Source organism: Pseudomonas brassicacearum (assembly GCF_000585995.1).
Classification (GTDB): domain Bacteria; phylum Pseudomonadota; class Gammaproteobacteria; order Pseudomonadales; family Pseudomonadaceae; genus Aquipseudomonas; species Aquipseudomonas brassicacearum_A.
Genome location: NZ_CP007410.1, coordinates 4736969 through 4748968, shown reverse-complemented (window position 1 = coordinate 4748968; position 12000 = coordinate 4736969). Strand labels below are relative to the sequence as shown.

Genomic DNA, 12000 nt, shown 5'->3' with positions numbered 1-12000 from the left:
ATCGCTTGGGTGGCCCATTCTCTGGCCACCCTTTTTTCAGGAGTTAGAGCACATGGCTCACTCGCCTCAAATCAAGATCCCCGCGACCTACATGCGTGGCGGCACCAGCAAAGGCGTGTTTTTCAGCCTGCAAGACCTGCCCGAAGCGGCCCGCGTCCCAGGCCCGGCCCGAGATGCCTTGCTGCTGCGGGTAATCGGCAGCCCCGACCCGTACGAGAAGCAGATTGATGGCATGGGCGGTGCGACGTCCAGCACCAGCAAGACCGTGATCCTGTCCAAGAGTACCCAGGCCGATCACGATGTCGATTACCTGTTCGGCCAGGTGTCCATCGACAAGCCGTTCGTGGACTGGAGCGGCAACTGCGGCAACCTGTCGGCGGCGGTGGGATCGTTTGCCATCAGCAGTGGTTTGGTGGCGTCCGACCGTATTCCGCAAAACGGCGTGGCGGTGGTGCGGATCTGGCAAGCCAACATCGGCAAGACCATCATCGCCCATGTGCCGATCACCGGCGGCGCGGTGCAGGAAACCGGTGATTTCGAACTCGACGGCGTAACCTTTCCGGCGGCCGAAGTGCAGTTGGAGTTCCTGGACCCGGCGGCCGAGGAGGAGGGCGGTGGTGGCTCGATGTTTCCCACCGGCAACCTGGTGGACGACTTGGAAGTGCCCGGTGTTGGTACGTTCAAGGCAACCCTGATCAACGCCGGGATTCCAACGATTTTCATCAATGCCCGCGATGTCGGTTACACCGGCACTGAATTGCAGGGGGCGATCAACGGCGATCCCAAGGCGTTGGCCATGTTCGAAACCATTCGCGCCCACGGCGCCCTGCGCATGGGCTTGATCAAGCACCTGGACGAAGCCGCCCAGCGCCAGCACACACCGAAAGTGGCGTTTGTCGCACCGCCGGCCGACTACCTTTCATCGAGTGGAAAAGCCGTCGCGGCGGGGGATGTCGACCTGCTGGTGCGGGCGCTGTCCATGGGCAAGCTGCACCACGCCATGATGGGCACTGCTGCGGTTGCCATCGGCACGGCCGCAGCGATTTCCGGCACCTTGGTGAACCTGGCAGCGGGCGGCATCGAACGCAACGCCGTGCGCTTCGGCCACCCGTCCGGCACCTTGCGCGTCGGCGCCGAGGCCAGCGTGGTCAACGGCGAATGGACCGTTAAAAAAGCCATCATGAGCCGCAGCGCGCGGGTGTTGATGGAAGGGTTTGTGCGGGTGCCGGGGGATGTGTTTTAACGCAAGTATTTCAAGACCAACACAAAACCTGTGGGAGCGAGCTTGCTCGCGAAAGCGCTGTGTCAGTCAACATCGATGTTGAATGTGCCGGCCTCTTCGCGAGCGAGCTCGCTCCCACATGTGCTTTGTGTGTACGCGAAATCTGTGAACATCGGCGATCAAATGTGGGAGCGGGCTTGCTCGCGAAGGCGCTGTGTCAGTCAACATCGATGTTGAATGTGCCGGCCTCTTCGCGAGCAAGCCCGCTCCCACATGGGCGTTGTGGTGTACGCGAAATCTGTGAACATCGGCGATCAAATGTGGGAGCGGGCTTGCTCGCGAAGGCGGTGTGTCAGTCGACATCAATGTTGAATGTACCGGCCTCTTCGCGAGCAAGCCCGCTCCCACAGGGGGATTGCGTTTCTGTAATCAACCCTTCTTTGTCAGCGTCGCGACCACCAGTCCCACATTGCTCTCCAGCTCCGCCACGGGGTCGTTGGCGTCGATGCTGAGCACCAGCAATTGGCTACCCCCCTCGGCGATGGCTGCTTTCAGCGCCTCCGAAGGTTGGCGATGGTGCAGCACCAAGGCCACGTCGTTGTCTTTCAAGTTAGCGGTCAATTGCTTGAGGGCTTCGGGTGTCCAGTCGGCGTCGGGCCGGGTATCGGTGCTGATGCCGTCCAGGTTGAGCCCGCTGATCAGGTAGCCGAAATGTTCGCTCAGGCTGACCACGCTCAGGTTGTCGGCGCTGGCGAGCTGCTTTTCGCTGTCGGCGCTGAGTTTGAGCAGGCGTTGCTTGAGGGCTGCCAGGTTGGTGTCGATTTTCGGTTTGGCCGTAGGGGCCAGGCGCACCAGGTCGGCGGCGATCACATCGGCCATGCGCCCCAGGTTATGGCTGGCCATCCACGGCTGGCTCGCCAGCCCGTCGGCCGTGCCCGGTTGTGTGGCAATGCCGGGTAGGGCACCGTCTACCGGGCGAGCGGCATCGATTTCGACGATGCGAATATTGCTGCGCCGCGCCATGGGGTACAGCGGATCGTCCGGCCACAACGAGCGCAGGCCGATCACCCCATCGGCATCATTGGCCAGTTTGCTCAGGGCCGGCGCACCACGGCCGCTGAAGTAGGCGCTCTGCCGAGTGCCGGGCAGATTGGCAGGTGCGGCTCTCTCCAGTTTCACGTCGGTACCCTTGAGCAAGGCCTCGCCCAAACCATAGGTGACCGGCAACGAGGCCAGTAAGTGCACCGGTCTGCCTTCGGTGGCGAATGACGAGGTGGTGACCGCGCCGCACAGGGCCACGGCCCAGGTCAGTTGTCGCAATGAAAAAACCATTTATCCAAGATTCCCTTTGAGGCTGGGGACGACACCGCGGGCGATGGCGCTCAGGGCGAAGGCGATGCCGGCCACCAGGATGATCGCGGCACCGGACGGGATCGGCAGGTCGAACACAATCGGCGCGAGGATCCCGCACAAGGTGCTGGCGGTGGCGATCAACACGGAACACCAGAAGAATCCTTTCAATGACTGGCTGAGCAGACGCGCCGCCGCTGCCGGAATCACCAACAGGGCGCCCACCAGAATGGCGCCGATGACTTTCACCGCCGCGACGGTGATCAAGGTCACCAATACCACGAACAGATAATCCAGGGTCTTGACCGCCACCCCCCGCACCGCCGCCAGTTGCGGGTTGAAGCTGGCGAGCATGATGCGGTTGTACAGCGGCAAGGCCAGGGCCATCACCAGCGAGCCGACCACCGCCAGCACCAGCAGGTCATTGCCATTGACCGTCAGCACCGAGCCGAACAGTACGTTTTCCAGGATGTGCACATTGATCTTGCCCGCCAGGATCAACAGCAGGCTGGCTCCCAGGGCCAGGGATACCGACAGGAACACGCCGATCAGCGTGTCCGGCGCCAGGCCAGTGCGGTTGCGCAGGTAATTCAGCAGGATGCCAAACAGCAGGCAATAACCGAACAGGCTGCCATACGGCCCGGTGTAGGGTTCACCGAGCAGGATGCCGATGGCCACGCCGGTGAGCGCCGCATGGCCCACCGCCTCGGAGAAAAACGCGAAGCGCTTGACCACGACCAATGTGCCAAGGCCGCCCAGCACCGGACCGATCAACAGCCCGGCCAACAGCGCGTTGACCACAAACCCATAGGCCAAGGCCTCGGGCAGGTAACCGGACGAGGCCCAGCCCTGGACCATCAAACGAAAGGCTTCATAACTCATCAGGCAGCGCTCCCGTTCGTGCGTGGATGGGTGGAAAACAGCGTCAGCAAGCGCTCCGGCGTCAGAGTCTGGCGGGGTGGGCCATCGAACAGCACTCGGCGATTCAAGCCCGTGACGCGGTCGGCCAGGCGCCCGACGGCTTCCAGGTCATGTTCGATCCACAGCACGGTGATGCCGGCCTTACGCCAGTCCTGTAGCAAGCGTTCGAACACCTGGATACCGGCCTCATCCAGGGCCGACATCGGTTCATCCAGCACCAGCAATTGCGGCGGCGGAATCAGCCCCTGGGCCAGCAACACCCGCTGGCGCTCGCCTCCGGACAGCGCGCCCATGCGCCGCTTGCGTTTGTCCTGCATGCCGACCCGCTCCAGGGCCTGACCGATGGCGCCGGCGTAATGCTTGCTCAGGCCCAGGAACGCCGGCCGCCGCTGACACATCGCCGCCATGAAGTCATCCACCGTCATGGGCAGGCCCCGGTCGAACTCCAGCGCCTGGGGCACATAGCCGATGACGCCGGGTTCGCCCGGCCACTGCAGGCTCAAGCGTCCCTGATGCGGCATCTGCCCCAGCAAGGTCTTGATCAACGAACTCTTGCCGCCGCCGTTGGGGCCTACCAATGCATGGATGCTGCCGGGCTGTACCTGGAAGGTGACGGCGTCGAGAATCGTGGTGCGGCCCAAGTTCAGGCTGACGTCGGAGCACTCGATCAAAGGGCCGACGCGCTGCGGGGTGACGGTTTCCTGGACGGTCATGCGCCGGACTCCTGGATCGCTCGGACCACGGTGTCGAGATTGCCGGTCATTTCCTTCTCGTACTTCTCGGCGCTGTAGTCGCCGTAGGAAATGTGTGAGAGCGGGTACAGTTTCACGCCTGATTCACGCTGGATGGTGTCGACGTAGGTGGACGGGAAATCCATCTCCGAGAAGATCACCTTCACGTCCAGCTCGCGCAGTTGGTCGATGGTCTTCTTCAGCTGACTGGGGCTCGGTTCGATGCCGTGGGCGGGCTCGACCACGGCGGTCACTTCCAGGCCGAATTCGCGCAACAGATAGTCGTAGGCGGCATGCACCGTGGCGACCCGTAACTCGGCATTGGGTGCCTGGGTCAGCTTCGCCAGGGCGTCGGCGCGCATCTGCCGCAGGCGCTTGCCGTAGGCGCGGGCGTTCTGGGTGTAGGCCTTGGCGTTGTCCGGGTCGAGCTTGCCCAACTCCCGGGCGATGTTATTGACCTGGGCGATGGAAGCGCTGATGGACAGGAAAGTGTGTGGATTCACGACCTTGCCCGCGCCTCGGGCCGCAGTGCCGGTTGCCGCCAGCAAGGGGACGTTTTCGTTGGCCTCGATCACTTTCACGTTCGGGGTTTCGCTGGCGGCGATCATGCGGTCGGCAAAATCGTCGTGCCCCACGCCGTTGAGCACGATCACGTCGAGGCCGCTGATGCGCTTGATGTCCTCGGCCCGTGGTTCATAGGCATGGGGGTTGAAGCCTGCCGGGATCAGCGGCACCACCTCGGCCTTGTCGCCGACGATGTTGGCCACGTAGCTGTAATACGGGTGCAAGGTGATACCGATGCGCAGGCGCTTGGCTGTTTCGGCGCTGGCCTGCGAGGTGAACAGGCAGGCCAGCAGGCCGATCAACAGCAGGCGCAGCAAGGGGCGGCGTTGAGATGCAATAGGCATGGGCGAAGGATCTTCTCTCGAATGAGGGCGTGGGGTCAGTGTCGGTGCTGGCGGGTTACGCCGGCGTCGAATTGCGCGACGATCTGTTGCCAGCCGGCGGCGGACAACGTGGCATCGTCCAGTGCGGTGGGGGCTGTTGGGGTATTGCTACGATTGAGCCAGATGTCCGGGGCGGCGTCGGACGCTTCGCTGATGCGCATCAGAAACGAGCCGGCGACGGATGAACGGGTGCTTGCGCCGAAGTAGGCCCGGTCCTCCAACTGTTGCCAGACATGGCCGCCGCGGCTGACGGAGCTGGCATCCTGGGCGAACGGGGCAAAGCCTTCATCGGCCAACGCCCGCGGGCCGGGCAGGGACTGTTGCTCTTCACGCAGCAGGCGGATCTCATCCAGGGTCACCCGCAGGTCGGCATAGATACCTTGCTCGGCGGCGCTGAGGTCGCGGCGGGCATCAAGTTGGTTCGAGGCGAGGTGAGCGGTGTCCTCGGCTTCGCCGTGCCAGGCCACGACTGACCCGGCCACCAGCACGATGATCAGGCACAGCAGCAACACGTACAGGGTTTCATGGCCCGCGCCAGCGGGGCGGATGACTTGGGTGGTGGGGCTGGTCATGGGGCCTCGATATCGGCTTGGTCGATTTCCACCACGTGGCCGGGACCGGCGTCGAAGAGCACGTAGAATTCGGCGTTTGGTTTCTTGAAGGTCAGCGTCGAATCGGCGCCAAGTTTGCCCGGCACCAGGATGGTTTCGTCGTAGCCGATCACGTCCAGGGTCACCCCGGGCGCGCCGCTGCCGTCGGAAAAGCCGCCGGTGCACTGGATTTGCTCGGCGTCGATGGCCTTGCATTCGCACATTGGATTGTGGGCCAGGGCGATGCTGCTGAAGCCGGTGCAGAGCAGCAGCGCCAGGCTGTTGAGAGAGGCGCGGGGAGTCATGGTTGGGTTCCTTGAGTCTTCAGCCAGGCGACAGTGGCGGGGGAGGCCTGGCTCAGGGGAATGGAGGCCTGGTGCATCGAACCGTCCCAGCCTTCGAGGGTTATCCACAACTCAGCGTCGGGCTGGGTCTTTTGCGGCACCGGCAACAAGGCGCCCATGCGATAGGGCGAGCCGAAGAAAATCACCCCGGCGGCCCGCAGGCTGCGGGGTTTGCCGATGCGCAGGTAGGTGGCCTTGACCTGGCCGATGCAGCTTTGGCACAGGGCTGCGTTGAAATGTTTCATATGCCCGGCCGGGCCATCGGGGCGCGGAGCTTCGTTGCGAAATTCGGCCAGCCGCAAGCTCCAGGGCCCGATCTGGACTTCACCGACCTCCCGCTCGCCGAGTCCGCCATCACCGCGAAACAGCGACGCTTCCGAGAAATACTTGGGCATGAAGCCCAAGGGAATCAGCAGCAACAGCACGTTGAGGTGAAAGCGCCATTTGTGCCAGAACAGGCTCAGGCGTGACGGTGGTGAGGCTGTGTTGGACGGGTTCACAGGTTGCCCTCCGGCGATTCACGCTGCATGGACGGCTGCAATGACCGCGCAGTTCGGGCTTCACGTGCCGGTTTCTGGCTGCGCTTGAATGCATTGGCGGTGGCCAGGGCGGTGCGTTTGGTCCAGATCAGCAATCCGCTGAGGACCATCATGCTCAGGATCAAGCCGAAGAAGAACCAGATGAGTTTGATCCAGATACCGCCGAAATCCCCGGTGTGCAGTGGGCGCATGGACTCGGTGACGAACTCCAGCGTCGTACGGTCCGACAACAGCCGTGAGGCCGCTACGTCACCGTTGTAGGGATTGATGGTGGCGGTCTGGTACATCAGCGGGTACCAACCACGGCCGCCGACTTCCAGATGGCTGTAGGCGTTGCCGGGCAGGCTGACGAAGCTTGCTTCCAAGCCTGGGATGCGCTGTTGGGCGATCTCGATGGCGCGGTCCAGGTTCAGTTGCGGCGGCGCACCGCCATCGGCGGACAAGGGCACACTTTCCCGGGCGACGACTGGAATGACCGGGGCGCTGGAAATGGAAATCTGGTTGTCGGACAGCATGGCTTCGATCAGGAACCAGGTGCCGGTGATGGAGATGACCGCGATGAACCAGATCGACCAGATCCCGCTGAGCCGGTGGAAATCGCCCCAGAAAATCCGTGCGCCGTGGCGGATCCGCAGGGTTGGACGGAAAAAGCCTTTCCAGAAACGCTTGTAGACCACCAGGCCGGTCACCAGGGACGCCAGCAACGGTAGGCCCAGGAGCGACACCAGGTACCAGCCCCAGCTATAGCCGTTGGTGAACGGCACCAACCACCAGCCATGCAGCGCGCGGGTGAAACCCCTGAAATTGAACGCCGGCGCCGAGCCCTGGATAACGCCGCTGTATGGGTTGACGTAGACCGTGTCGGGGCGCCCGTCGGGGTAGGTCACCTTGGCCTCCAGCGCAAAATGCGACTCGTCCGGACGCGTGATGCCTTGCACCTGGGTTTGTGGTTGGGCTTGCTTGATCGCGGCAATCACTTGGTCATAGCTGAGCAGCGGGGCATCGTCCGAGGGCTTGCTGGCGCGCATGTCGGGATTGACCAGCCAGACGATCTCCTGGCTGACCACCGCGAGGGTGCCGGTCACGCAAACGATGAGCACGAAAAACCAGATGGGCAGGGCCAGCCAGCTATGAACCAGGAACCAGAGTTTGGAGCGGGACTTCTTCGACATGATTGAACGTCTTGATTCGATGAAAGGCTCGGTATTACGGGCTTCGCAATACCCTGAACCCTGAAAGGCCGGCCGTGGCTTTTGCCGACGCGGCCTGCTGCATCTAATTGAGACGAACGAGTCAGTGAAATCCTGAAGGGAAAGATGAAAGAAAATGTTTCGCGTTTAATGTCCATGACGTGTGGCGAGGGAGCAAGCTTCCTCGCCACAGTCGATGAGCGTTAGAACACGTCAGCCTTGCTGCTGAAACATCTCCCGGGCCCGCTGCTCGATCTGCTCCTGGGTCAGGTCCTCCTTGTGTGTCGCCAGGAACCACACGTGCCCATAGGGATCTTTCAAGGTGCCGGTGCGGTCACCATAAAACTGATCCTTGACCTCGGAAATCACCTTGCCACCAGCCGCAATCGCCTGGGCAAAGGCGCTGTCCACGTCCTCGACATATAAATGCAGGCCGACCGACGGCGATTGGTCGGGGTTGCTCAGCGGGCCTTGATCGCAAGGCGTGCCGAGCATGATCGGGTAGCCATTGATCCGCAGCTCAGCATGCCCGATGCCCCCGTCGGGCATGGCCAGACGCATGACCTCGGTGGCATTGAAGGCTTTTTTGTAGAAGTCGATGGCTTCGGCGGCTTTTTGGATGCCCAGATAGGGCGTGATGTTATTGAAACCTTCGGGAGTAGATTTGACGCCCATGACGGTTCTCCTTGTTGTTATGGGAGGCGAAGTGGGTCTTCGTCGATTTGCGCCTATCCACTATAGGCCAGCACCTTGGGGCCGGCTCACGGCCCGACGAGCGTCTGCGGCTCGTCCAACAGATGCGCGCCCGGACCTTGCTCACCCAACACGTCACCGTAATTGCGCAGCGGGCAAGCTTCCATCGACAGGCAGCCGCAACCGATGCAACCGTTGAGCCGATCGCGCAGTGCCATCAATTGCTGGATCCGCGCATCCAGGTCCCGGCTCCAGCGCGCCGACAAGATCTGCCAGTCAGCGGCCGTTGGGGCGCGGTTGTCCGGCAGGGTTTTCAGCGCTTCGCCAATTTCCGCCAAAGGAATGCCCAAGCGCTGGGCGACCTTGATCAGCGCAACACGGCGCAATACCTCCCGCGGATAGCGGCGTTGGTTGCCTTGGTTACGAGTGCTTTTGATCAGCCCCTTGGATTCATAGAAGTGCAGGGCCGTGACCGCCACGCCGCTGCGGGCGGCCACTTGGCCGACGGTGAGTTCCTTGTGGATATTGAGCTGTGCCATTGTCTGAATTCATTGCTTGACCTTGAGTTAACTAGAGGTTTTACCCTGCATGCCTTCGGATCGCAAGATTCGCCTTACGAGCATCGGGGAGCTTTTCATGCAATCGCCAAGCAACAATCACAGCTTCACTCAACTCATGGAATTCGACATCGAGCCGCAATCGCTGCAGGCGCTGGTTACGGCCCTGTCAGAACAGACCGAGCGCCTGGCCCGGGATCATCAGGGATTCTTGAGTGCCAGTATCCAGGCCAGTGAAGACGGTCGACGCGTGCTCAATTACTTGCAGTGGCAAACCCGTGAGGCGGGTGAAGCAGCATTTCGACACTTTGAAAGCGGCGAGCAGGATTTTTGGCGGCTGATCCAGGCACACCGCGCCAAAGCCGTGACATTTGGCTCATTCCAGGTCCTGCGCAACATTGAGCGCAGCTTGGACAAAGCGTTGCATTGCCCGCTGGTCGATTGAGCGCAGCGGGAGATCCGAGGGGGCGATACCCACTATCGAGAGGGTTGATTTCTGCCGGACAGGGCCGGCGGGTAGCCTTTGTTCATCGCCCAACGACAGAACGCCGGACACCCGCCATGAACCGTACCCTCGCTGTTTTGCTGCTGTTGACTGCCACCGTATTGAGCGGCTGCTCTACCTCGTCTCCTGAGCTGCGCCCCTACACCGCCGAAGAAACCCGGGAGCTGGCCCTCGAAGCGTTGAATCGCCGTGGCCTGTCGTTCGACGAATACCACGCGAAAAAAGCCGAGTTGCTCGGCACTTCGCCAAAAAACGTGGGTTTCGACGATCAGGGCCAGATGAGTGCCGAGCGGGTCGTGCAACAGCCTGGCCGGTCCAGCTGAAGGACTGTACCGCTCGAAGTTTTGCCCAACTGTCCATGGGTTTGCGCCGGGACGTGGGGTAGGGTCATGACTTGACCGACTGCCCCGATGGATTGACCTGCCATGACCCTTTCGCTTGACCTGCTGCTGGGCTTCGCCCTGTTTGCCCTCGTGACCTCGATCACGCCTGGCCCCAACAACACCATGTTGCTGGCTTCAGGTGTCAACTTCGGTTTCAACCGCACCATTCCTCACATGCTGGGTATCACCTGCGGGTTCTTTTCCCTGGTGTTGGCGGTAGGCCTTGGCTTGGGGGCGGTGTTCCAGACTTACCCGCTGCTCTATACCGCGCTGCGCTACATCGGTGCGGCGTACTTGTTGTATTTGGCGTGGAAAATTGCTCACTCCGGTCCGGTGTCGGAAAGTCAGGCAGGGGACAATACGCCGATCAGTTATTGGGGCGCGGCGGCCTTCCAGTGGGTCAACCCCAAGGCGTGGATCATGGCCATCGGTGCGATCAGCACCTATACACCGCTTCAAGGTTATTTCTTCAATGTGGTGGTGATCGCGGCGGTGTTTGCCCTGATCAACCTGCCGAGCGTGAGCCTGTGGGTGGTCTGTGGCAGCCTGTTGCGCAACTTGCTGCGTGATCGCCGCTGGCTGCGCCTGTTCAACTGGGGGATGGCGCTATTGTTGGTCGCCTCGCTGTATCCATTGTTGCTCGAAAGCCTCCGTTGAGGGCTGAGCTTCGACGCGATGCCTGCTAAGCTCGCTGTTCAGGAGCGTTCCTACGCACTTTTAAACGAAGTCCGACTTCTTTAAGGTCTTGATCAGGTACAGCTTGTCTCGAACCCAACGAGGGCACCCGATCCCGGAACAGGCTCTGCGAGATTCCTATGAATAAACGTCCTTTATATTTCGACTATGCCGCCACCACCCCAGTGGATGAGCGGGTCATCCAGGTCATGGTCCAATGCCTGGGCTTTGACGGTAACTTCGGCAACCCGGCCTCCAGTTCCCATGCCTTCGGCCAGGAGGCCCGGCGCTCGGTGGAGCGGGCGCGCCAGCAGGTGGCGCAATTGGTGGGGGCACAGTCCGAACAGATCGTCTGGACCTCCGGCGCAACCGAATCCAACAACCTGGCCCTCAAGGGTGTAGCCCAGGCGCGCAGCGGTTCCGGCGGCCATGTCATCACCAGCCTGATCGAACACAAGGCCATTCTCGATACGGCGCGGCAGCTCGAAGAAAGCGGCGTCGCGGTGACCTGGCTGGCGCCGGACGCCGAAGGCCTGATCAACCCGCAAGCTGTTCGCGAAGCCCTGCGTGACGATACGTTCCTGGTGTCGCTGATGCTGGTGAACAATGAGCTGGGTACCGTCAATGACATCGTCGCCATTGGCGAGATCGTTCGCGAGCACGGTGCGCTGTTGCATGTCGACGCGGCCCAGGGCGCCGGCAAGGTGAAGATCGACCTGGCCCGTTGGCCGGTGGACCTGATGTCTTTTTCCGCGCATAAAATCTACGGCCCCAAGGGCATCGGTGCCCTTTACGTCGGCGACCGCGCCCGGCCACGGCTGTCGGCGCAGATTCATGGCGGCGGACATGAAGGCGGTTTGCGCTCCGGCACCCTGGCGACCCATCAGATCGCCGCCATGGGCGCTGCATTCGAACTGGCCGCCCAGGCCTTCGACGAAGAACTCGCTAAAATCGCCCGGTTGCGCAATCGTTTGCTTGAGCCGCTGCTGGCTTTGCCTGGTGTGTGTATAAACGGCAGTGCGACCCAGCGAATTCCTCACACGCTGAGCCTGACGTTCAACGAAGGTGAATTCAACCCGGCAACCTTGGGCGCGTCGATTGCATTTTCCGCGACTTCGGCGTGCAATTCAGCGAGTAACGCGCCGTCTCACGTACTCCTGGCCCTCGGGCACGATGTACGCACAGCTGGGCGGACCATTCGTTTGAGCCTGGGGCGTTTTACCAGCGAGCAGGATATCGACGAGGCGGTGCGGCTGATCAAGGCAGCCTGCGCGACTGCGCCGGCGTTCTGGGCCGCGACCCCGTAAGCCGAGCGTCTTCGGTACCGAACAACAATTATTGATGAACAGGAAA

The 12000-nt window shown here is 61.9% G+C and carries 15 protein-coding genes; 5 read left to right on the top strand and 10 right to left on the bottom strand.

The window, feature by feature from the left end; genetic code table 11:
• Window positions 1-52 precede the first annotated feature (52 nt).
• Window positions 53-1243: a 2-methylaconitate cis-trans isomerase PrpF gene (gene prpF / locus CD58_RS20070; protein ID WP_025214770.1), complete on the top strand. Its 1191-nt coding sequence runs from the start codon at window positions 53-55 to the stop codon at window positions 1241-1243.
• 408 nt (window positions 1244-1651) lie between these two features.
• Here the strand turns inward: prpF and CD58_RS20065 are convergent, their stop codons facing one another.
• The 10 genes from CD58_RS20065 to soxR form a co-directional block, all read right to left on the bottom strand.
• Window positions 1652-2554 (bottom strand): metal ABC transporter solute-binding protein, Zn/Mn family, encoded by a 903-nt coding sequence (locus tag CD58_RS20065; RefSeq protein ID WP_025214769.1) that lies wholly within the window; start codon window positions 2552-2554, stop codon window positions 1652-1654.
• Window positions 2555-3454: a metal ABC transporter permease gene (locus CD58_RS20060; RefSeq protein WP_025214768.1), complete on the bottom strand. Its 900-nt coding sequence runs from the start codon at window positions 3452-3454 to the stop codon at window positions 2555-2557. It abuts the gene before it with no gap.
• A complete protein-coding gene (locus CD58_RS20055) occupies window positions 3454-4206 on the bottom strand; it encodes a metal ABC transporter ATP-binding protein (protein ID WP_025214767.1) in 753 nt (250 codons plus the stop codon). Before CD58_RS20055 ends, CD58_RS20060 begins: the two co-directional genes overlap by 1 nt.
• Window positions 4203-5132, bottom strand: coding sequence for a metal ABC transporter substrate-binding protein (locus CD58_RS20050; protein WP_025214766.1), 930 nt, complete (start codon window positions 5130-5132; stop codon window positions 4203-4205). Before CD58_RS20050 ends, CD58_RS20055 begins: the two co-directional genes overlap by 4 nt.
• Window positions 5133-5167: 35 nt before the next feature.
• A complete protein-coding gene (locus CD58_RS20045; RefSeq protein WP_025214765.1) occupies window positions 5168-5743 on the bottom strand; it encodes a DUF6162 family protein in 576 nt (191 codons plus the stop codon).
• Window positions 5740-6066: a hypothetical protein gene (locus CD58_RS20040; protein ID WP_025214764.1), complete on the bottom strand. Its 327-nt coding sequence runs from the start codon at window positions 6064-6066 to the stop codon at window positions 5740-5742. The genes CD58_RS20045 and CD58_RS20040 overlap by 4 nt, the downstream gene beginning before the upstream one ends.
• The gene (locus CD58_RS20035) at window positions 6063-6605 is read right to left on the bottom strand and encodes a hypothetical protein (RefSeq protein ID WP_025214763.1); all 543 of its coding nucleotides are present in this window, start codon (window positions 6603-6605) and stop codon (window positions 6063-6065) included. Before CD58_RS20035 ends, CD58_RS20040 begins: the two co-directional genes overlap by 4 nt.
• Window positions 6602-7816 (bottom strand): PepSY-associated TM helix domain-containing protein, encoded by a 1215-nt coding sequence (locus tag CD58_RS20030; protein ID WP_025214762.1) that lies wholly within the window; start codon window positions 7814-7816, stop codon window positions 6602-6604. The genes CD58_RS20035 and CD58_RS20030 overlap by 4 nt, the downstream gene beginning before the upstream one ends.
• A gap of 231 nt (window positions 7817-8047) precedes the next feature.
• Window positions 8048-8509: a VOC family protein gene (locus CD58_RS20025; RefSeq protein ID WP_025214761.1), complete on the bottom strand. Its 462-nt coding sequence runs from the start codon at window positions 8507-8509 to the stop codon at window positions 8048-8050.
• Window positions 8510-8595: 86 nt separating this feature from the next.
• Window positions 8596-9066 (bottom strand): redox-sensitive transcriptional activator SoxR, encoded by a 471-nt coding sequence (soxR, locus tag CD58_RS20020; RefSeq protein WP_025214760.1) that lies wholly within the window; start codon window positions 9064-9066, stop codon window positions 8596-8598.
• 97 nt (window positions 9067-9163) lie between these two features.
• On the opposite strand from soxR, the gene CD58_RS20015 reads away from it, so the two are divergent.
• From CD58_RS20015 to CD58_RS20000, 4 genes are all read left to right on the top strand, one after another.
• Complete coding sequence (locus tag CD58_RS20015; protein WP_025214759.1) at window positions 9164-9529, top strand: antibiotic biosynthesis monooxygenase; 366 nt, start codon at window positions 9164-9166, stop codon at window positions 9527-9529.
• A 116-nt stretch (window positions 9530-9645) separates the two neighbouring features.
• Window positions 9646-9912, top strand: coding sequence for a hypothetical protein (locus CD58_RS20010; protein ID WP_025214758.1), 267 nt, complete (start codon window positions 9646-9648; stop codon window positions 9910-9912).
• Between the two features lie 102 nt (window positions 9913-10014).
• On the top strand, window positions 10015-10629 hold the full coding sequence (locus CD58_RS20005; protein ID WP_025214757.1) for a LysE family translocator: 615 nt from the start codon (window positions 10015-10017) through the stop codon (window positions 10627-10629).
• Between the two features lie 158 nt (window positions 10630-10787).
• Window positions 10788-11954 carry a cysteine desulfurase family protein gene (locus tag CD58_RS20000; protein ID WP_025214756.1) on the top strand — a complete coding sequence of 389 codons (1167 nt, stop codon included), beginning with the start codon at window positions 10788-10790 and terminating at the stop codon, window positions 11952-11954.
• Window positions 11955-12000 lie beyond the last annotated feature (46 nt).